This window comes from Sphingopyxis sp. GW821-FHT12C06 (assembly GCF_058807415.1).
Genome location: NZ_JBXAQR010000005.1, coordinates 404,647 through 427,029, shown reverse-complemented (window position 1 = coordinate 427,029; position 22,383 = coordinate 404,647). Strand labels below are relative to the sequence as shown.

The 22,383-nt window shown below is 65.5% G+C and carries 12 protein-coding genes; 2 read left to right on the top strand and 10 right to left on the bottom strand.

Annotated elements, in window-relative coordinates; translation table 11 throughout:
- Nucleotides 1-8: 8 nt before the first annotated feature.
- The 4 genes from AC1RRJ_RS17260 to AC1RRJ_RS17245 all read right to left on the bottom strand — a co-directional run bounded on the left by AC1RRJ_RS17260 (nt 9) and on the right by AC1RRJ_RS17245 (nt 9,494).
- Nucleotides 9-4,730, bottom strand: coding sequence for an NAD-glutamate dehydrogenase (locus tag AC1RRJ_RS17260; RefSeq protein ID WP_493124867.1), 4,722 nt, complete (start codon nt 4,728-4,730; stop codon nt 9-11).
- 165 nt (nt 4,731-4,895) lie between these two features.
- Entirely contained in the window at nt 4,896-6,215 is a 1,320-nt protein-coding gene (locus AC1RRJ_RS17255; RefSeq protein ID WP_493124984.1) for a PAS domain-containing protein, read from the bottom strand.
- A gap of 79 nt (nt 6,216-6,294) precedes the next feature.
- Nucleotides 6,295-8,037: an amidohydrolase gene (locus AC1RRJ_RS17250; RefSeq protein ID WP_493124865.1), complete on the bottom strand. Its 1,743-nt coding sequence runs from the start codon at nt 8,035-8,037 to the stop codon at nt 6,295-6,297.
- A 14-nt stretch (nt 8,038-8,051) separates the two neighbouring features.
- Nucleotides 8,052-9,494 carry an alginate export family protein gene (locus tag AC1RRJ_RS17245; RefSeq protein ID WP_493124863.1) on the bottom strand — a complete coding sequence of 481 codons (1,443 nt, stop codon included), beginning with the start codon at nt 9,492-9,494 and terminating at the stop codon, nt 8,052-8,054.
- A 264-nt stretch (nt 9,495-9,758) separates the two neighbouring features.
- Here AC1RRJ_RS17245 and AC1RRJ_RS17240 point away from each other — a divergent pair, with 264 nt between their 5' ends.
- Together AC1RRJ_RS17240 and AC1RRJ_RS17235 are read left to right on the top strand one after the other, a co-directional pair.
- The gene (locus AC1RRJ_RS17240; protein ID WP_493124861.1) at nt 9,759-10,223 is read left to right on the top strand and encodes a DUF983 domain-containing protein; all 465 of its coding nucleotides are present in this window, start codon (nt 9,759-9,761) and stop codon (nt 10,221-10,223) included.
- Entirely contained in the window at nt 10,213-11,583 is a 1,371-nt protein-coding gene (locus AC1RRJ_RS17235) for an aminotransferase-like domain-containing protein (RefSeq protein WP_493124859.1), read from the top strand. Before AC1RRJ_RS17240 ends, AC1RRJ_RS17235 begins: the two co-directional genes overlap by 11 nt.
- A gap of 7 nt (nt 11,584-11,590) precedes the next feature.
- Here the strand turns inward: AC1RRJ_RS17235 and AC1RRJ_RS17230 are convergent, their stop codons facing one another.
- From AC1RRJ_RS17230 to AC1RRJ_RS17205, 6 genes are all read right to left on the bottom strand, one after another.
- Complete coding sequence (locus AC1RRJ_RS17230) at nt 11,591-13,006, bottom strand: efflux transporter outer membrane subunit (RefSeq protein WP_493124857.1); 1,416 nt, start codon at nt 13,004-13,006, stop codon at nt 11,591-11,593.
- A 5-nt stretch (nt 13,007-13,011) separates the two neighbouring features.
- Complete coding sequence (locus tag AC1RRJ_RS17225; RefSeq protein WP_493124855.1) at nt 13,012-16,197, bottom strand: efflux RND transporter permease subunit; 3,186 nt, start codon at nt 16,195-16,197, stop codon at nt 13,012-13,014.
- A gap of 64 nt (nt 16,198-16,261) precedes the next feature.
- A complete protein-coding gene (locus tag AC1RRJ_RS17220; protein WP_493124853.1) occupies nt 16,262-17,530 on the bottom strand; it encodes an efflux RND transporter periplasmic adaptor subunit in 1,269 nt (422 codons plus the stop codon).
- A gap of 417 nt (nt 17,531-17,947) precedes the next feature.
- Entirely contained in the window at nt 17,948-18,559 is a 612-nt protein-coding gene (locus AC1RRJ_RS17215) for a TetR/AcrR family transcriptional regulator (RefSeq protein ID WP_493124851.1), read from the bottom strand.
- 51 nt (nt 18,560-18,610) lie between these two features.
- Nucleotides 18,611-18,991: an OsmC family protein gene (locus AC1RRJ_RS17210; RefSeq protein WP_493124849.1), complete on the bottom strand. Its 381-nt coding sequence runs from the start codon at nt 18,989-18,991 to the stop codon at nt 18,611-18,613.
- Between the two features lie 78 nt (nt 18,992-19,069).
- A complete protein-coding gene (locus AC1RRJ_RS17205) occupies nt 19,070-22,360 on the bottom strand; it encodes an autotransporter domain-containing protein (protein ID WP_493124847.1) in 3,291 nt (1,096 codons plus the stop codon).
- Nucleotides 22,361-22,383: the final 23 nt, after the last annotated feature.

The window sequence follows — 22,383 nt, the reverse complement described above, 5'->3', positions numbered from 1 at the left end:
GGAAATTATTACCGCCCCAACAGCCCGCGCGCCTGCCCCGCAATGTGCGACAGCATCGCGCCATTGGGGTTCGGGATCGTGCGGGCGCGCTCGACCGTTGCGCGGAACTGCGCGACGCGCGGGGTATGCTCGGCAAGCCACTGCGTGACGGCCGCGTCGAGATCGCCCTTCGGCAACTGCGCAAGGAAGGCCAGTCGCATCTGCTGGAAATCGCGCGCGAGGCTGTTGACGAGCAGGCGCTCCCACGGATCGGCGGGGCTCATATGCGCCGCAAGCGTCTGCGCCCAGTCGAGCCCCAGCGCTTCGCCCAAATGGGTGAAGGCGTGGGTCACCGCAATCTCGTCGTCGCCGCGCCGCTCGGCGAGGTCGACGATGCCGATCGCGCCGTCGGTCTTGAACAGGCGAACGACCGCCGCGGTCAACGCCTCGGGCGCCCCCGCATCGAGCAATTGCTGGCTCAGCATATCCCACTGGCGCTTGACCGAGGGGCTGAGCAGCGCGTCAACGCCCGTCATCAGGCGATCGACGCCGGGTTCGAGCCGCGCAACTAGCGGCCCCGGCTGCGCCGGCGTCGGCCCGACGCGCAGCAGGTCAGCCATTTGCGAGGTCATCGCCGACGACGCCTGAGTGAACAGCGACAGGCGGATGCTCTCATCGATCTTCGCCGCGTCGAGCTCGGCCCAAAGGCCCTTCATCTCGAGCAGCCGTTCGACCGCGACAAAGGCCGCCGCAACGTCGCCGAGCGCGCAGCCTTCCTCTTCCACCAGTTCGAAGGGGTGGACGACGCCCATGCGGTTGATGATGCGGTTGGCGATCTTGGTCGCGATGATTTCGCGGCGCAGCTGATGGTCGGCGATCGCACCCGCGAAATCGCGCTGCATCTCGGTCGGGAAAGCCGCCGCCAGATCGGACGCGAGCGCCGGATCGTCGGGCAAGTCGCTCGCCTCGATCGCGTCCTGCAGTGCGAGCTTCGCAGTCGAGAGTAGCACCGCGAGTTCGGGCCGCGTCAGCCCGCGACCCTCGGCGGCACGACGCAGCAGTTCGTCGTTCGCCGCGAGCCCCTCGACCTTGCGGTCGAGCCGGCCCGATGCCTCGAACGTCTCCATGATCCGCACCAGCGACGGCACCGCCGCCGCGCCGCCCTTTTCGGCGATCGACAGCGCGAGCGCCTGGAGGCGATTGTCCTCGAGCACCAGCGCCGACACATCGTCGGTCATCCGCACGAGCAACGCGTTGCGATCATCTTCCGCCAGACGGCCTTCGATCACTTCGCGGTTGAGCGCGATCTTGATGTTGACCTCATTATCCGAGCAGTCGACGCCGGCGCTATTGTCGATGAAGTCGGTGTTGATCCGCCCGCCCTTCATCGAGAAGGCGATGCGCGCGGCCTGGGTCACGCCCAGATTGGCGCCCTCGCCCACCGCGCGGACGCGCAGATCCTCGGCATCGACGCGCAGCGCGTCGTTGGCGGGATCGCCGACCTCGGCATTATTCTGGCTCGCCGCCTTCACATAGGTGCCGATGCCGCCGAACCACAACAGATCGGCCGGCGCCTTCAATATCGCCGAAATCAGCGAGACCGGATCAATCTCGTCGACCGTCAGGCCGAGCACAGCCTTCACTTCGGCGGTCAGCGGGATGCTCTTCTGGCTGCGCGGGAAGACCCCGCCGCCCTTCGAGATCAGTTTTTTGTCATAATCGTCCCAGCTCGAGCGCGGCAGCTTGAACATCCGGTCGCGTTCGGCCCAGCTTTTCGCTGCGTCGGGATTGGGGTCGAGGAAGATATGGCGGTGATCGAACGCCGCGACGAGTTGGATCGTCTTCGACAACAGCATGCCGTTGCCGAACACGTCGCCCGACATGTCGCCGCAGCCGACGACACGCACCGCGTCACTCTGCACATCGACGCCCATTTCGGCGAAGTGACGCTGCACCGACATCCATGCACCGCGTGCGGTGATGCCCATGCCCTTATGGTCATAGCCGTGCGAGCCACCGCTGGCGAAGGCATCCCCGAGCCAGAAGTCGCGTTCGAGCGCGAGCGCATTGGCGACGTCGGAGAAGGTCGCGGTGCCCTTGTCGGCGGCGACGACAAAGTAAGGATCGTCGCCGTCGTGGATCACTACGCCCTGCGGATGCACGACCTTGCCCGCAACCAGATTGTCGGTGATCGAGAGGAGCGAACGGATGAAGATGCGATAGCATTCCTTCCCCTCGGCGAACCACGCATCGCGGTCGAGCGACACATCGGGAAGCGCCTTGGGATAGAAACCGCCCTTCGCGCCGGTCGGCACGATCACGGCGTTCTTCACGCGCTGCGCTTTCATCAGCCCGAGGATTTCGGTGCGGAAGTCGTCGCGGCGATCGGACCAGCGCAGCCCGCCGCGCGCGACCGGACCGGCGCGCAAATGGGTGCCCTCGACGCGCGGGCTATACACCCACACTTCGCGCCACGGCAGCGGCTTGGGAAGGCCCGGAACGAGGCTCGAGTCGATCTTGAACGCCAGCGCTTCCTCGGCGGCGGGCGCAAAGGCGTTGGTGCGCAGCGTCGCACCGATGACGGCGTGGAACAGGCGCAGGATGCGGTCGTCGTCGATCGACTTGATCGCCGCGAAACCCGCCTGCATTTCGCCATCGAGCGCAGCGGCACGCGCGGCATCATGCGCCGCCGGATCGTGGAGTGCGCGGAAACGTTCGATCAACGCATGGGTCAGCGCGGGGGCGTGGCGCAGCGCCGCGACCACCGTGTCGAGGCCATAGCTCGACCCGCCCTGGCGCATATAGCGGAACCAGGCGCGCAGCCAGACGATCGCCTGCGGATCGGTCTGGGTGACCAACACCAGTTCATTGAACGCGTCATTTTCGGCGGTGCCGTCGAGCACCGCGACGATCGCGCCCTCGATCACTTCGGTATAGGGGATCAGCGCCAGCTCATCGACCGATGCGGGCAGGCGCAGCGAGAAATCATGGATGACGATCGGCGGTTCGGCGCCTTCACCGTCGCTGTCCGCCGGGCGACCCGCGCCGAGCGTGGTCGGAATTTCCTCAAGCACCTCGAACCCGAAATGTTCAAGCGCGGGGACGACGTCGGACAATGCCAGCGGCCCCACCGCGCTATAGACTTTCAGCCGCAGCCGGTCGTCGCCGTCAAGGCTGGTGCGCGCGAGCCGCACGCTGCGCGGTTTGTCGGCGTCGAGGTCGCGCAGGCGCAAAATGTCGCGCGCGGCTTCCTCCGGATTATAAAGATTGCGATAGTTGGCGGGGAAGAGCGGCGCGAAACGCGCGGCGAGCGCCGCAGCGCGGCCGGGATCGCCCTGCCGTGCCAGCGCGCCCTCAACCTCGGGCTGCCAGCCGCGGACCATTTGTTCGAGCTGATGATTCAGCGTCTCGGTATCGGGGACAACCCCGCCGACGCGCAGATCGAGCGTGAAGCGGAGCAAGGCGGCGCCGCCATCCTCGAGCACCATCGTCCAGCCGATAACCCCGGCGTGCGCCTCGCGTACCAGCAGCGCCTCGACCGCGATGCGACGTCCGGTCGAAACCTCGTCGCGCGGCAACCAGACAAAGGCGAACAGGTGACGCCCGAGCGCGCTGCGCACCATCACCAGCTTGGGCCGCGGTCGATCGGTGATCGACATCGAGGTCAGCACCAGTTCCTCGAGCGACGCCGCGTCGAACGCGATCAGCAGATCGTGCGGAAGCGCAGTGAGCGCATGCGACAGCGCCTTGCCCGCATGGCCCGTGGGATCGAAACTGAATTTGCTCATCAGCGCATCAAGCTGCGCACGCAGCACCGGCACCTTGGCGGGCGGGGTCGACAGCGCGGCGCTGGTCCACAGCCCGGCGTGAATCGACAGGCGCTCGACGGTCTTGCCGTTCATTTCGGGGACGACGACCAGATCGAGCAAGACCCGGCGATGCACCGCCGACAGGCGGTTCGACTTGATCAGCAGCGGCGCGGACCTGCCCTTGTCGAACCATTCGAACGCCGCGGTGAGCGCCGCGGGCGAGAGCAGCTGGCCCTCGCTGCTGTCGCTGATCCCCAGCGAATCATGCACCTTACCGTCGCGGGTCCGCCATTCATGGCCGAGCTGGGTCATTGCCCCGCCTTCGAACCAGCGCAGCAATTCGGCCGCCTCGCCTTCGACCCGCATCGCGGCGTCGGCGAGCATCGCGGCGCGCATCGCGCGCCAGTCGCGGACCGCCGCGCGGACGTCGCGCAACGCTTCATCGATCGCGTCGAGCAGGCGGCGGCGGGCGCGGGCATCGCCGCGCTCCAATTCCATATAGATGACCGATTCGCGGCCCTCGCTGCCCTTTTGGGCGGCGTCGGCTTCCTGCAAATCGCCCTTGCCATCGCGCTTCGTCGCAACGACGGGGTGGAGGATGCGGTGCACGGCGAGGCCCTGCGCCGCAACCACCTGCGACGTCGAATCGACGAGGAAGGGCATGTCATCATTGACGATCACCAGCCGCATGCGGCGGTCGGTGCCATCGGCGGCCATCGGCTCGAGGAGCAACGACGGCGTCGCTGCGTCGCGGTGCAGCGACGCACGCGCGGCGAACTGCGCCGCGTCGGCCAGCGCCGCCTTGTCCATATCGTCGCCCTCGCCCGGCAGCGCGCTGCCGTGCAGCGCGGCCAGATAGGCTGCGGCAATTTTCGCAGGCACTTTGACGGTGGTGGGGGTTGGTGTGTCGAGTTCCGAAATATCGGACTTATTTTGAGGCATGAGGTGCAGCATCCCGAACCAGAAATGGCGGACCTCTGCCGACGATCGGCGGGGGCCCGTTCGCTACGTCACCCTATGCGCCCGTGGCGCGCGCGGCTCAAGGCCTCGTTCGCCCTTCCGCGCAAAATTATTTCAATTTTTGGATTGTCTGTTGCGTGAACGCCATCATCCGCCGGGAGTGATCGGCGCCGCCTTGCGCGCCAGCTTCGCAACCAGCGCCGGATCGTCGGCGGCCTTGGCGACGATGCCTATATGGCCGCCGGGCATGACCCGCGCGATCAGCACGACAAATTCGGCCTCGCCGGCGTCATGTTCCAGGATCACCGCGGGGTGCGCGCGGCGCAAGGCGTCGAGCTTTGCGTCGATATTTACCTCATCCGCTGGCCTGCGAGACGCGCGGACATCCTTGACCAGCTTTTTGAGCCCGCCGGGATAATGATCGAGATAAGCGGCGAGCGCGCCCCGGCTGACGCCTTCGTCCCGGGCATGGCCAAGGACGCAGGCATATTCGGCGAGGCGCGTCTTGTCGTAATGGGCGCCGAACACTAGCTTGACCACCGGGGTCATCGGAGCGCGGTCCTGCACCGTCAGCCCGGCATCTTCGAGCAGCGCGGCGAAGGCGTCGGGCTGCACCTCGGCGACCAGCGCGAAATCCCACGCCTTGCCCACCGCCTGATAGAGCGCACTGCGGCTGCGGCTGTCGGCCGCCATCGCGCGATCGGCGGTTTCGCGCGCCAGCGCCAGCCAGTCGGCGAGTTCGGCATCGTCATCGAGCAATATGACGTCTTCGTCGATCGCCAGATCGAGAATCGCATCATCACCGCCGCCCAGCGCGGCAAAGCCGGGTGCGACCTCCTCGTCGAGATGCCCCGAGTCGGGGCCGTCGGCCCACACCGGGACCGGCGCGGTCAGCGGCGCGGCACTGCGCAGCGCCTGTTCGACCGACAACTGGAGTTCTTCCGATTCGTCGGCGGGCGCCGCTTCCTTCCAGTTGATGACGCCCATGATGAAATCGATCGTGTCGTCGTCGGACGAAAAGGGCAGCAGGATACCGCGATACATGATCGTCACGCCGCCATCGTTGACGAACTCGGCCTCGAAACCGATCGGCGCGCGGTTGGCGATGATCTGCAGATAATGATCGGTCAGCCGCGAGAGCAAGGACCGTCCGGGTATCTGATTGATATAATGAACATCTTCGCCGATCTGCGATTCGGCGCGCAACCGCTCGCCAACAAAAGCGATGGCAGGATTTTCAACCCCGGCGGTAAAATCGAGCAAGACCGAGTGCGGTCCGAAATCTCCCGCATGGTCGAGATCGAGGTCCTCAACCGACGGATAGGCGCGGTCAGCGAGCAGTGAAGCCCAGTAATTATAGGCCCGAACCTGCATCCGCCGTTCGTCGACGCCGACGACCGGCGGCGCGTCGATAGCCCCATCATCCTGGTCGTGGCTGCTCGAAAGCAGTCCGCGCATGCTGTCCATCATCTATCCCCAGTCGCAATCATATCGGCATGTCATGCACTGGAACTGGTAAAAGCGCCGTAAACGATGGCGGCGCGGCCTATGCCGAACCACCGGCGACCGGCCGCCCCTCCTTGAACGTATTGGTCACGCTGATATTCGCTAGCCGGTCGGGATCGATAGTCATCGGATTGTCCGACAGGATGGTCAGGTCGGCGAGCTTTCCGGGAGCGAGCGATCCCTTGCGATCATCCTCATAGTGCTGCCACGCCGCCCACAAGGTCATCGCCTTCAGCGCGACATCGACCGGTACGCGCTGGTCGGCGCCCAGGATATCGCCCGACCGCGTGCGGCGGGTGACGGTCGCCGACAGCACGCGCATCGCATTGGGATGCGCAACGGGAGCGTCATGGTGCGAGGTAAAGCGCATCCCGCGCCGCAGCGCCCAGCCGCATGGCGAGATATTCTCGGCGCGGCGCGGGCCGAGCACCGAATCGCGGTGCCAGTCACCCCAATAGAAAGTGTGCATCGGGAAAAAGGACGGGACGATACCGAGCGCCTTGAGCTGATCGACCTGATCCTCGCGGGTGACCTGACCGTGAATCAGCACCGGGCGGCGGTCGGCGGCACCGTGCTTTTTCGTCGCCTCGCGCACCGCCGCGATCAGCATATCGACCGCAGCGTCGCCATTGGCGTGGACCTGAATCTGCCAGTTTCGCGCGAAAGCGAGATCGACCGAGTCCATCGCCTGTTTCTCGGTGATCGCCGGATAGCCGGCATAGGCTGCCGACTGCCCCTCGGGCGGGATAAAATAGGGCTGCGACATCCACGCGGTCTTTGCCTGCGGCGACCCGTCAATCGTCAGCTTGACCCCGCCTATGCGGAAGCGGCCGATATAGTCGCGGCGATAGGACGGGAGTTCCATCGCATCGGTCGAGGTCAAGATGTCGGGGAAGGACAGAACGTCGATCGGCAATCCGCCCTGGCCCGCAACGGCCGCGATCAGCTTGCATGTATCGGTCGACGAGCGCCCGTCCTGACAGGTGGTATAGCCGAAGCTCGCATAAAAGGCCGCTCCTTCGCGGATCATTTCCATATTCGCCTGCGCATCGAGGCGGGTGAAGAGCACCCCCATCATTGCGAAGAGGGCCGATTCCTCGAGCACCCCGTTCGGCTCCCTCGATCCCGGCTCGCGGCGATAGACGCCGCCATCGGGATCGGGGGTCGTGGCGGTGATGCCCGCGGCGGCAAGTGCGGCGCTGTTCACCGCCCCCATATGACTCGACTGGTGCAGGAGCAGGATCGGCACATCTTTCGAGATCGCGTCGAGTTCGGCGCGGGTCGGATGGCGCTGTTCGCGTAGCTGCGAATCATCATAGCCAAAGCCGATCACCAGTTGGGTCTTGCGCACCAGATCGGCGTGCCCCCGCATCCAGTCGCGGGTGATTTTCTGCAGCGACGGGATCGAATCGCCCGCGCCGTCGGGGGCGGGAAGCAGATTGGCGTAGCGCGCCTGCAGCCCGACCATCACGACATGGCCGTGCGGGTCGAAAAAGCCCGGCAGCAGCGTCCGCCCCTGAAGGTCGAAGCGCTTCGCGCCGCGCCCTGCGGCGGCATTGGCGGCGTCGAGCGTGCCAGCGGCGACGATCAGGCCATTGCGCACCGCGATCGCCTCGACGCCTGGCGCCGCATCCTCCATCGTCAGGATCGGACCGCCGTGAAAGATCGTGGCGACACCGGCGTCCTGCGCCATCGCCCGCCCGCCCGTCGCGAGAAGCCCGGCGGCGAGGCCGCCCTGCGCGAGCAGCATGCGGCGATCGATGGCAGCGTCGGTCCAGCTCATGGCTTATTCCCCTGTCAGAAGTTGACGACCACATTGGCGAAGCCGCCGGTCCAGATCGGCGCGGTGACGTCGTTCGAGATCGAATCGACCCCCTTCCCCGGCGACGAGAGCGAGACCCCCGCGGTGAAATAGACATTGGGCGTCATCACGCGCCGATATTCGAGGTAGACATCGTCCGAGAGATGCTTGCGCGTCACCCCGGTGATCGGCTGCGCAATGCCATCCTCAAACTCGACGCGGGTCGCCTGACCGAACTGGATCGGGCTGCGCAATTTGTTGGCGCTGATCCGCGCAGCGCGGAGGGTGACCGTATCACGCGCGCCCGGCGCGACGCTCAGCACCAGCTGGTGCGCGTTGACGTTCGAATTGATGAACATCATCGACGATTTCGTCCCCGTCGACCAGGCACTGGGATTGCCCTCATAATAGAGCGGGTCAAAGCGTTCGAGTTCCGGCGTGTCGGGATCATCGCCCGAAAAGGTCTGATAGACATAGGAGATCGTCGGCCGCCAAGACTGGCCCGCAAAGCTATAGCCGACCTGCGCGCGCCCGGCCCAGGCCTTGAGATCGATCCGCTTGTTGCGCTCGATCGCGAGGTCGAGCCCGATCCACGCATTTTCGAGCGGACCGCCGGTGGGCGCAATCCGGCCATAGGCGGAAAGGAACCGCAAACCGTCGCGCCCGCCGATGATGAAGTTCGGAACCCCGATGCCCCCCGGCGGGGCCTGCGGATAGGGGGAAGAGGAGTTCAGCACTTTCCCCATCGTCACCCCGATGAAGCTGCCGCTGTTGGCGTCGTAGCGCAGGTCAGCGCCAGCGATATGCGTGCCGGTGTCATTGTCGGGGGCCTCATTGGGATCGAGATAGAAAGCGGTGCCCTGCACCCCGCCGCTCGCCGCCGTCACCAGCCCCGCGACCCGCCACGCGCGGCGCGGGCCGAGCTTCAGCGCGCCGCGCGAAAAGCCGTTCGATCCGCCGTTGGACAGCAACATCCCGGTCCCGGCCTTCCACTCGCGCGCACCAAAGGAAGCATCGAACCGCGTCCCCTTTTCGTCGCCGCGCCGGAACCCCAGATACAGCTCCTCGACGGTCGCTTGCCCCGTGTTACCGGCGGCGAAGGCATCGATCCCCACGGTCGTCGACACGACGACCGACGCCGCGCCGTAAAGGCTCGTCCGCTCGTCGGGCCGGTACTGAAAAGCAACGCCGGGCTTCACATAAAATTCGGCCCATTCGCCGCTGGAATCAAAATCGCTGTTGCCCGCGACGGTCTCGGCGAATTCCCAGAAGAGATTATGCTCGGCGACAAGGTTGAGGCCGGCTTCGACGCGAGCGCGCACTTCGAGGTCATCGGTTTCAGCGAGCAGGAAAGGATCTTTACTTTCCTGCGCCGTCGCCGGAGCCGCAGCCGAAAGGGCCAGACACAGAACCGCAAAGGAATGGGTCGATTGGCGCATAAGTCGCAAACCCCTGTTCGAAGCGAGCCTATCAGATCGTCAGCGCCCCGGATAGCTCATGCGACCGGCAAGCGCTGGTGTCGATTGAGCGCATTTTGCTACGGATATATATTTCGAATTATGTATGATATAATTCTCATATAATACCATGCATAAAATCACGCCTCCTGAACATAATCAAAATATCGTTGAAAATACTTGATTTATATCATCAAAAATTCCCGTCGATTCTCCGGCTCTTTTGCTTTATGTATGCGACATTGCATGCACATATATGGAGTCGCAGGCGTGATACGGAATGATGTGGGCAACGAGAAACTCCGCTGGATCCTCAAATCCGGCTGGCAGGGGCTTTGCCCCGAATGCGGCAAGGGACATATGTTCCGGTCGTGGCTCAAACTCACCGATCGCTGCGACAATTGCGGGCTGGACTACAAGTTCGCCTCGCCCGACGATGGGCCGGCATTCTTCTCGCAAATCTTCGTCGCTTTCCCCTTCACCTTCCTGATCCTGTGGCTGGAGATTGCCTATGATCCGCCGATCTGGGTCCATCTGGTCTTTTCGATTCCGGTGATGGTCCTCGGCTGCGTTCTGCCGCTGCGCGCGATCAAGGGCTGGCTCGTCGCATCGCAATATGTGAACAAGGCGCAGGAATCGGGGACCGAGCATCTGTGGGCCAAGCTCCACGCGCGCGAAAAGCAGGAAGCCGACGAACGCCATGGCGGCTAACGCGTGGCTGCCCGATATCGGCGGGATCGCGGGACCGAAATACAAGGCGGTCGCGAGCGCCATCGCCGCCGCGGTGACCCGCGGCGAGCTGCGTCACGGCGACCGCCTGCCACCGCAACGTGACCTTGCCGCAACGCTCGGGATCGACCTTACCACCGTCACCAAGGCCTATGATCTGGCACGGCAGCGCGGCCTGATCGTCGCGCGCGGACGCGCCGGCAGCTTCGTCAGCCCGACGGCGAAAAACGGAGAGGCCGCTGCGGCGGGCCAGACCGATATCGCGATGAACAGCCCGCCCATGCCCGCCGACGGCCGCTTGCCGCGGGCGATGGCGGAAGCGCTGGATATGCTGGCGCGAGACGACGGATTGGCACGGCTCCACTATCAGCGCCCCGGCGGCGCGGCGGCCGACCGCGAGGCTGGCGCCACCTTGTTGTCGCGGATCGGCCTGGTATCGGATAGCGAACAGATGCTGGTCACCGCCGGCGGACAAAACGCGCTGCATGCAATAACGACAACGATCTTGCGTCCCGGCGACCGCGTCGCCTGCGGCCGGCACCTCTATCCGGGCTTTCGTGCCATCGCCCGGCGGATCGGCGCCACGCTCGTCCCGCTGGACGAGATCAGCGCCGACGCCTTGGCCGATGCCCATCGCTCCGCGCCGCTCCGCGCGCTTTACGTGGTCCCGACCAACGACAGCCCGACCGCCGCGACGATCGCAGCGGAGGAAAGAGCGGCGATCGGCGCATGGGCAGAGACCGCGGGCGTTCAAATCATCGAAGATGATGCCTATGGGCTGCTGCCGCACGTGCCGTTGCCGCCGATCGCCAGCTTCGCCCCCGGGATGGGCTGGTATATTGCCAGCATGTCGAAAATCCTGTCGCCCGCACTGCGTGTCGCCTTTGTCCGGGCGCCGGGCGCCGTTGAAGCCGTGCAACTCGCGGCGACCCAGCATGAAAGCGCCGTGATGGCGCCGCCGCTCAACGCCGCGATGGTCTCGCTCTGGCTTTCGAACGGCAGCTTCGATGCGCTCGCCGCAGGCGTGCGCAGCGAGGCGGTTTGGCGGCAGCGGCTGGCCCGTACCATACTCGGGGACGTCGCCTATTCATCGCATCCCGAGGGCTATCATCTGTGGCTGCCCCTTCCCGACGACAGCAATCCGGATATGCTCGCTTCCTCGCTCAGCCTCGACGGACTCTCGGTGGTGCCATCGGATCGCTTTGCGGCCAGCGACGCGCGCGACAAGGCGCTGCGCATCTCGCTCGGCGGCGTCATCGACCGTGCGGGCCTGACCCGCGGCCTGCGCGCACTCGACCGCCACTTGCGGTCACCGTCGACACAGACAGCTCCGGTCATCTAACGCCGCGCTAGCTCGACCAGCCGCCCGCGAGCGCGCGGAACAACGCGATCTGGCGCCGCGAAATCTGCCCATCCTGCGCGGCGAGCACCGCTTCGGCCTCGGCAAAGGTGCGTTCGGCGTCGAGCCACTCGAGCGAATCCGACGCCCCTTCCGCGCGCTTGGCACGCACGATCCGCGCCGCGCGTTCGGACTGGTCGCGCGCAGAGCGCAACGCCTGCCGTTGCTCGAGCGCGCGCGCGTAGGAAGAGAGCGCGGTTTCGGTTTCCTCGAGCGCGCGCAGCACCGTGCCATCGAATTCGGCGAGCGACGCCTGCGTATCGGCCTCGGCCGCGGCGATCCGCGCGCGGGCAGGTTCCTGATTGGGGAAAGCCCAGTTGAGCAGCGGGCCCAGAAGCCAGCGCAGCGGCCCGCCACCGAACACATCGCCGAGGCCTGCACCGGTCGAGCCGACCGAGCCGCCGAGCGTGATGCGCGGATAGAGATCGGCGGTCGCGACTCCTATCCGCGCGGTGTCCGCGGCAAGCCGGCGTTCGGCGGCGCGGATATCGGGGCGACGCTTGAGCAGCGCCGCCCCGTCACCGACCGGGATGGGATCGGTGATCTCGAGGCTGATATTGCGGTCGGCGGCGATGGCCGGCAGCGCGGCGGGCGCGCGGCCGGTCAGCGTCGCAAGGCGGAACAGCGCCGCCTGCCGGTCGGCGTCGATCGCCGGGATGTCGGCGGCGCGCTGGTTGCGCAGCGTCGTGATCCGCGCGAGATCGAGCCCGGTCGCGAGCCCCGCTTCCTTGCGGCGTTCGGTCAACGTCACCTGCTGGTCGAGCAGACCGACGATCCGCCGCGCGACGTCAAGCCGCGCCGCGCCCGAAGCGGCATCGGCATAGGCCTGCGTCGTGTCGGACACGACGATCACCCGCACCGCATCGGCATTGGCCTCGGCGGCAGCGGTGTCGCCGCGTGCCGCCTCGATGGAGCGGCTGACGCGGCCGAACAGGTCGACTTCATACGCGACGTTCAGCCCGACATCGACCGACCAGTCCTCGCGGTCGGCGCCGGGAAGGCGCTGGCCTTCGGGGCTGCGACCGTAATTGGCACCCGCGCCGATCTGGCCCTGCGGCAGCCGGTCCGAACGCGCACCACGCAAAGCCGCACGCGCTCTTGCGATATTGGCGACCGCGACGCGGACGTCGGTGTTGGCAGTGAGCGCATCGGCGACGAGACCGTCGAGGACGGGATCGTCATAGAGGCGCCACCAGCCGGCCGCGACCGGATCGAGCGACACGGCGGGACTGCTTGCCGAAACGAACGGGCCGGTCGCGACCGGTGCCGACGCCGACTTCGGCGCGGCATAGTTGGGCCCGACGGCGCAAGCGGCCAGCGTCAGCGCCGAAGCAGCGGTGAGTATGTTGCGGAGCATCATGGTCATTCTCCTTATTCCGCGGGCACGGGCAGCGCCGCACCATGGTCGCCAGATCCCCGCCGCCGCTGCGCCAGCCAGTCGCCGAGCGCGCGGCAGACGACGTAGAAGGTCGGCGTGAAGATCAGGCCGAAGGCCGTCACCCCGATCATCCCGAAGAAGACCGCGGTGCCGAGCGCCTGGCGCAGCTCCGCCCCTGCCCCGCTCGCGATCAGCAGCGGCACTGCGCCGAGGATGAAGGCAAAGCTGGTCATCAGGATCGGGCGCAGACGGTCGCGCGCCGCACGCACCGCGGCGTCGACCGGCGAAAGCCCGTCCTGCTCCTCGGCCTGTTTGGCGAATTCGACGATCAGGATCGCGTTCTTTGCCGCGAGCGCGATCAGCACGACGAGCCCGATTTGCGTGAGGACATTATTGTCCATCCCGCGCAGGTTCACACCGACCATCGCCGCGAGCAGGCACATCGGCACGATCAGGATGATCGCCAAGGGCAGCGTGAGGCTTTCATATTGTGCGGCCAACACCAGGAAGACGAACAGCACCGCGAGCCCGAAGACGATCCCCGCGGTGTTCGCCGCCGCCTTTTGCTGGAAGGCGATGTCGGTCCATTCGGTGCCATAGCCCGCGGGTAGCGTTTCAGCGGCGAGTTTCTCCATCGTCGTCAGCGATGCGCCCGACGATGATCCCGGGGCGGTGTCGCCGTCGATCTCGACCGCGGGGAAGAGGTTGTAGCGCGTGACGCGATACGGCCCCGTGCGGTCCTCGAAATTGGCGACCGACCCGATCGGCACCATCGCCCCCGAATTCGACCGGGTTTGCAGATTGGCGATATCGGCCACTGTCTGGCGATGCGCCGCGTCGGCCTGCGCGGTGACGCGATAGGTGCGGCCAAGCAGGTTGAAGTCGTTGACGAAAGCCGAGCCCAAATAGACCTGCAAGGCCTCGAACACGCGCTCGGGCGGGACGCCGAGCAGATTCGCCTTGGCACGGTCGATATCGGCATAGACGCGCGGATTGGTTGCATCGAAGAAGGTGAAGACATTCGCGAGCCCCGGCGTCTGGCCGGCCCTGCCGATCAGGTCGCCCGACACCTTCGCCAGCTCCTCATAACCATGGCCCCCGCGATCCTGCACGATCATCCGGTAACCGCCCGCCGAGCCGATCCCCTGGATCAGCGGCGGCGGGATGATCACGATCTGCGCGTCGGTGATGTCTGCGGTGTTCGCATGCGCCTGCGCCAATATCTCCTCGAGCGTGACGCCGAGTTTCTTGCGCTCGGCAAAACTCTTCAGCGGGAAATAGGCGGCAGCCGAATTGGGTGCGAGCGTCTGCGACGGGCCGTCGAAGCCCGCGAGCATCACCGACCCCAGCACGCCTTCGACCGGAAGCACGCGCTGCGCGACCTTCTGCAGCACCGCGTCAGTACGTTCGACCGAGGCGCCCGAGGGCAGCTTGGCGACGATCAGGAAATAGCCCTGATCCTGCGCCGGAATAAAGCCGGTCGGGGTCGCCCAGAACAGGCCGACGGTCGCGACGATGAGTCCGGCATAGGTTGCCATCATTTTCTTCGGCGCGCGCACCAAGCGGGCGGTGAGCGTTGCGTAGCCGTTAGCCATACGGTCGAAACCGCGGTTGAAGGCATCGCCAGCGCGGCGGACGAAGCGCATCCCCGCGCCCTCACCCACCGGCTTGGCATGCGGCCGCAGCAAGATCGCCGCCATTGCGGGTGACAGGGTGAGCGAAAGGATCAGCGAGATGATCGTCGCGGTCGAAATGGTGACCGCAAATTGCTGATAGAATGCACCCGACAGCCCGGTGAGGAACAGCGTCGGCACGAACACCGCGCAGAGCACTAGGACGATCGCGACCAGCGCCGCCGACACCTCGTCCATTGAAGTCCGCGCCGCCTCGAGCGCGCTCATTCCCTTTTCGAGATTGCGTTCGACATTTTCGACCACGACGATCGCGTCATCGACGACGATCCCGATCGCGAGCACCATCCCGAACAGCGACAGATTGTTGAGACTGTAACCAAAGGCCGCAAGCACCGCGAAGGTGCCGATCAACGAGACCGGGATCGCGATGACCGGGATGACCGCCGCGCGCCATTTCTGGAGGAATACCAGAATGACGATGACGACGAGGATCACCGCTTCGAACAGCGTGTCCATCACCGCGTCGATCGACTGGGCGATGAACTCGGTCGGATTATAGATGACGCGATATTCGAGGCCCTTGGGGAAATCCTTCGACGCTGCTTGCATCTCGGCCTCGACCGCCTGCGCCGCGGCGAGCGCGTTCGATCCGGGGCGCTGGAAGGTTGCGAGGATGACCGTCGGATCGCCCGACAAATAGGTATTCGAATTATAGTCTGACGCGCCCAGCTCGACGCGCGCGACATCGGCGACGCGGACCTGCCGCCCGTCGGCATCGCTGCGGATCACGATATTGGCGAAATCCTTGGGGTCCGTTAGGCGGCCCTGGGTTTCGACGTTGAGCTGGAAGTCGCTGCCGTTCGCATAGGGCGGCTGACCGAGCGAACCCGCCGCGACTTGCACATTTTCGCGGCGCAGCGCGGCGACGATCTCGCCCGCGGTCAGGTCGAGCGCGGCGGCGCGGCCGGGGTCGATCCACACGCGCATCGCATAGTCGCGGTTGCCGAACAGCCGCACATCGCCGACGCCGTCGATACGGCTGAGCCGATCGCGGAGCTGGGTCAGCGCATAGTTGGAGATATAGGCGCGATCGAGCGACTTGTCGGGCGACACGAGATTCACGATCAGCAGGAAGTCGGGCGAGGTCTTGCGCGTCACCACACCCAGCCGCTGCACCGTTTCGGGAAGGCGCGGGGTCGCGATCGCGACGCGGTTTTGCACCAACACCTGCGCGGCATCGAGGTCGGTACCGATCTTGAAGGTCGCGGTGATCGTGACATTGCCGTCGCCGGTCGACTGGCTGCTCATATAGAGCATGTTATCGACCCCGTTGATTTCCTGTTCGATCGGCGCCGCGACGGTTTCGGCGACGGTTTCGGCCGATGCGCCGGGATAGCTCGCCGACACGGTCACCGTCGGCGGGACGATGTCGGGATATTGCGACACGGGCAGGCCGATATAGGCCACCGCACCGATGATGGTGATGATGATAGCGAGCACGGCGGCGAAGATCGGCCGGTCGATGAAGAAACGCGATAGGCGCATGGGAGAGCCCCTGTCTGAAAAAATACTCTGGTCATCCCCTCCCGCAAGCGGGAGGGGAGAAAGGCTAGTTCGCGAAAGTCGCCTGCGCCGACACCGGTTCGGTCGCAGTCGCCGCCGCTTTCTGCGTCGTCGCGGCGATGCGGCCGGACTTGGTCACCGCCTTTTCGCCAGGACGCGCGAACTGATAGCCGGTGACAACGACGCGGTCGGTCGGCGCCAGTCCCGAGCGAATGACGCGCAGGCCATCAACTTCGGGGCCAAGCTCAACGGGCTTCGCCGCGACCATGCCATCCTTGCCGACGATATAGACGATCTTGCGCGCCTGATCGGTCTGCACCGCAGCGGCCGGCACGAGCAGCGCCTTCACCGTCTGGCCGGTCGAGAGACGCATATTGCCGAACATGCCCGGCGTCAGGAACATCGACCCATTGTCGAAGCGGGCGCGAGCGCGGATCGTGCCCGAGCGCGGGTCGATGCCATTGTCGGTAAAGTCGAGCTGGCCCTTCCAGCGATAGCCGGCTTCATCCTGCAACCGAACCTCGACCGTCGCGCCCTTTTCGGCGCCGTCGCGCTTCGATTTCAGGAACAAGGCTTCGGAACCCTGGAAGGTGAAATAGATCGGATCGAGCGCGTTGATCGTCGTGAGCAACGTGCCCCCGGAATCACCCGCCGACACCAGATTGCCCGCGTCGATCAGGCGATCCGAAATCCGGCCGCTCATTGGCGCACGCACAGTCGTAAATTCGACGTCGAGCGCGCGTGCTGCAATGCGGGCGTCGGCGCCGGCGAGCGCCGACGAAGCCGCCTGAACGCGGGCGCGGAGACGATCGATCTCGCTCTGCGACACCGCCTCGATATCGACGAGGCGACCGGCGCGTTCAAGCTCGAGCCGCGCGAGCGCAAGGTCGCTGCGCGCACTCGCCGCCGCGGCACGCGCTTCGGCGAGCGACGCGCGATAGGGGCGCGGATCGATGGTGAAGAGCGGCTGGCCCTGACGCACGATCTGGCCGTCGGTGAAGTGGATCTGGGTGATCGCCCCCGCGACGCGCGGGCGCACCTCGACCGATTTGCTCGCCTCGAACCGGCCGATATATTCGTCCCATTCGGTGACCTCGCGCGCCAGCGGCACCGCGACGGTCAGCACCGGCGCGGGCGCAGCGGCGGCCGGCGGCGCACCGTCGCGCAGCAGCCACCAAGCGCCGACGACCAGGACCAGCAGCGCCGCGATCCACGCGGCCCGGCGGCTTCGGCCCGGATGGAGCAATTCCTTGAGCTCGCGGCGGATTTTCATGTCGACGGGATCGATTTTCTCGATCGGCGTGTGGACGGTCATGGCGGTGCCCCTTCATTTTCGTGTCGGTCAGGTAGGATGCGCGGCAGCGCACGGCTTCGCGGTCCCGAAGGCGCGCCTTCGGTCCAGTGTCTTGGCAATGATCATGGGAGCGGCGCAGCGCCGCCCTCGCCGCGCATTCGTGTCGGGCACGAACGCGCGGGCACTTGATTTACCTTCGGTCGGCATGGCCGCCGCGCCACGTGGCGCTGGCGGCCGAAATCATCCCGACCGCCGCAAGGACGGCGTGCGGCGGTCGGTCGGGGGGAGAGACGTGTTAAGTTCAGGCATGTCGGCGCTCCTTCGGCAAACACCGAAAGATGCGCCGACACGGGGGGAGATGTTTATATACTTATCGGTATATAATTCATGCTGCGCCGCGTCAATGCCATTTCATACCGGTCGGTAAAAATTTTTCTTCTAGCGCCCCGGCCACAGCTTCAGGCTGGTTTCGACGAGCCGTTCGAGTTCGGCGCGGGTCGCCCCCGCGCCGGCCTGCACGGCCATGCCCTGGTTCACCGCGGTCAACAGCGCGGCCAGCCCCTCGGGATCGACGTCGGCGGGAAAGTCGCCATCATCCTTCGCGCGTGCGAAGCGTGCGAGCAGCGCGCGCTTCGCCGTCGCCCCGCGCGCCAGCACCGCTTCGCGAATGCATTCGGCCTCGGCGCCACAAGCCACCGACGTGATGACGCCCAGACAGCCATTGGGGTTTTCCGGGCAGCTGTACATGTCGAGCGCGCCGTGCATCAGCCGTTCGGCGACGCCGCGCGCCGTCGGCGCATCGAGCGCCGCGCCCATATAGTCAGTCTTTTCGCGCTCATAGAGGTCGAGCGCCTTGTTGAAGAGCGCCTCCTTGTTGCCGAAGGCGGCATAAAGGCTGGGCTTGGTGATCCCCATCGCTTCGGTGAGATCGGCCATCGAGGCGCCCTCATAGCCCTTGCTCCAGAATACGCGCAGTGCCGCCGCGAGTGCGGCGTCGACGCAAAATTCGCGCGGACGCCCTTTGGTCGCCGGATGAGAATCTACTTCCATAACGGGCGGTATATATTTTGCCTGGGCCCGAATGTCCAGCCGCCGCGGCAATCAGGCAAGATGCGTATCAATCGGCAAGCCGCTTTTGAGCGTCAGCGTCACCGGGGTACGCTCAGCCACATCTGCGAGTCGCGCTTTCTGCACATCGTCGAGCCCGACGATCGTCAGCGTGCGATCGATCCGCCGCTCGTCCTTGCCATGCAGCCGCAGCGTCACTTCGAGCGATTCGAGCGGCCACTCCTTGCGGTCGGCATACATGCGCAGCGTGATCGCGGTGCAGGCACCGAGGCTGGCGAGCAGCAGGTCGTAGGGCGCCGGCCCCGCACCTTGCCCGCCGAGCGCGGGCGGTTCGTCGGCCGTGATTTCATGGCCGCCGACGACGATTTCGGTCCGGTAACGATCCTGGCCAATACTGGCGCTGCCCTGGGCCATGCTACTCTCCTTCGCGCGTTGCGCACCGTCTGTATCAGAAATCCGTCACGATGATCGTGCCCGGCCGCATCGCGCCGTCTAGAATCGAATGAGCGCGCCGACTTTCAGGGCATGATCCTCGCCATTGCTCCCCAGCATACCGTCATAACCAGCGGTCATTTCAACGTTCGATGCAATCGAGAATCCCAGTCCGGCGGTGACCAGGGCAGCGTTACGTGATCGCGCGACGCCGCGTACCGTAAAATCGTCGCCGCCGGAGAAAGCAAAGCGCGCCGCAGGATCGACCGCGCCAAAGCTGTGCTGCCATCCGATCGAGCCGCTGACGCGGAGGACCGCCGACTGCACGCCGAAACGGAGCCCAGCCGTCGAGAGCGTCGCATCGTCCTTCAACTTGTGCGCTGAAAGCGCAGCGCTGCCGCCCTTTTCGGTGAAACCGTCGATCCGCGCCCTGATCAGGGCGAGATTGGCAAAAGGTTGAACATGCCCGCCGCCGAGCTCCAACCGGTAGCCGGCTTCGGCAAAGCCCTGGAGTATCGTCCCGTCATATTTTCCGGTGAGGCGCTCGCCATATCCCGGAAAAGCGATGTCCCGCCGGCTCTTGCCGTCGAGCCAGCCATAACCCAGTCCCGCCTTCAGGCTGACAGCTCCCGCGTTCACCCCGCCGTAACCGAGAAGATGGACGGTCGTGGTCGATCCGGCAGAAAAACGATCCGCGATGTCGATGTCCGAATCGAGATAGCTCCCCGCGATCCCGATGGTCGCATCGGGCCCGACCGCGGTGTCGATGCCGGCGATCAGCCCCCGGCTGTTCCTGTCGATGTCCGCGGTGTTGCGGTCGCCGCCATAGGATCCCCAATCGCCGAGAAACTGCCCCCATATCGCCCTGCCCCCGGTCTCAAGCCGGTCGAGCACAGCATTTCGGGGCAAACGGCTGTCCTCGATCGCGACGGTCAGCACCGACGGATAAAATTCGCCCGAAAGCTGGTCGAACGCGGCACGCGCCGCGGCATCGTCGGGCAGAATGAGGATCGCCGCCTTCACGGCGTTGGCAGCCGGCAGCGAATCGATGCCGGTCGCACTTTCCACCTGGTTGGGCGTAAGTCCGGCGCTCGCAAGCGCCCTGATCTGGGCGAGTTCGATATAGACCGACGTCGCGGTATATCCGGCCCGCGTCCCAGTGAAAGCCGACGCCTGCTGCGGCTGGAAGCTGAACTGGCCGCTCAATCCGCCCCCGGCGGTCAGAACCGTATAACGCGTATTGGCGGCAAGGGCGCCGATCGCTTGCGCCTCCAGCGTCGCGCCGGGCGCGATGACGACGGCTCCGCCCGTTTCCATGAGGTCGGTGCCGGCGGCGCCGACATCGACTGCGAGGACCGATCCGGCGGCGAAGCTGACCGCTGCATCGGTCGCAATCCGGTCGCCGCCGGTCTGGTTCGCCATCGTTATCGTGCCGTTATTTTGCAGCCGGTCGAGATTGCCGAAAATGGTCGTTCCGGGGGCCGCCACGATGCGTCCATTGTTCACGACAGCATAGTCGCCGGTTCCGAAGCGATACTCCCGCCCGCGCAACATGCCGTTGTTGGTGACCTGGCCCGACCCGTTGCCGCTGACCAGAATATTCCCGGCGATCGTGCCATTGTTGAGGATATTGGTGGCCTGCCCGCCGGACGTGGTCACCTGCAGGGCCGAAGGCCCCTCGACCAGACCGGCGATCGTGATGCCGGTCGGCCCCGCACCCTTGTTGACGACCTCGATCGCGGGCCCGCCGAAGCTGGTCACATTGTTGACGTCGATCGTGATCGCTCCCCCGCCGGAACCGCCTTCCGCACGGATGCCTGTCGTTCCGAAAACGCTTCCCGTCGATGTGATGGCAATATTCCCCGCCTCCATAACATCGATGCCATTTGTCACAGCAAATCCTCCGCCGTCGCGTCGGGAGCCTCGAACGTCGACCGCGTTGATGGTGACCGAACCCGATGCCCGGACGCTGATACCCGTACGAAAGGCATCGACAGGCCCGCGGGCAGTGACAATCGTCTCCGAGCCTCCACCGGCGATCAGGATGCCGCTTCCCTGTGCGGCATAAATGGCGTTGACGTCGACCGACACCAGCCCGGGGCCCAGATTCGAGGTCGAGACGGAAACGCCATTTCCGAATGCACGAAGCAGTCCGGTCGATGTCACCGATACCGCGCTCGCTCTGGAATTGCTGGCGGAGATCGCGTCACCCGAATTCAACGCCGTCACATTATGGGCCTGGACATTGATGGCCCCGCCGCGACTGCTCGCGACGATGCCGCCGCCCTCAACGCCAGCCTCCCCGCCGCCGGTAACGTCGCCGGTGGTTGCGATGGTCACCGGCGCTGCCGTCCGGTTCGCAACGAAGATGCCGTAGCGCCCCCCGGTGACGTTTTCGGCATTGATCGAGAGGCTCGTTGCGATCGGAAAACTGCCGACGCTGATTCCGGCTCTCCCGCCCTCGACCGATCCGGCGGAGACGATCCTGACCGCGCCCCGGCCGCCGTGATTGACCGAAATTCCATCGTTTGCTCCCTTGACCACGCCGCTGGTCCTGATGTCGAGATCCTGCGACGGGGCGTCGGTCGGAATCTGGTTTCCGCCCCCGACAGTAGTGACCTGAATGCCGTCCTGTGTGACCCCCTCGACAAGTCCGGAGCTTTCGACAATCGCGTTCCCGGAGCCCCTGTGAGCTATAAGAATGCCGTTCAAATGGCCGCGCACGGTGCCGGTCGTGGTCACCACAGCGTCAGTAGCCTGCAAAATGTTGCTCGATCCCAGCGTATAGCCCGACCGCAGGTTTATCGCGTCGCCGGCGCTGCTGAACACACCGCCACTTGACGTAATCCGGGCCTCGCCGCTGGTCAGGTGGGTCATGCGGATGCCATAGGTTGCTCCGCTCACTGGCCCTTCGGTGACCAGCCGCGTATGCGTGGGGCCATAGGCGGTGCCGGCGGTCACGCGGGCTTCGGCATTCATCTCGATTCCGGCGCCGTTCAAGCCGGTCACCGCGCCGCGCAGCGTGACATTGGTCGTACCGCGTTCGCGATTGTCGGAGAAGAATCCGGTGGTTCCCCCGGTAATCGCTCCCGCCGTATCAACGATGATCGATCCATAACCCGAATTGATGGCGGTATCGCTGATCGAGATGCCGAGCCCACGCTCGGCGCCCCTGAGCGACGATGCATTCGCATCGATATAGGACATGGTGCCCGCAATACTGACGTTGAGGCCGACCGGATCGGCCGTGTCCACCGAAAAGCCCGGCGTCGTCACGATGGTGGCTGCGCCAGTGCCCGTCACATTCTGCTGTGCCCCGTTGGCGCCCGAACAGGTTGTCGTTCCCGGCATGGCTCCGACACATTGCGCATATG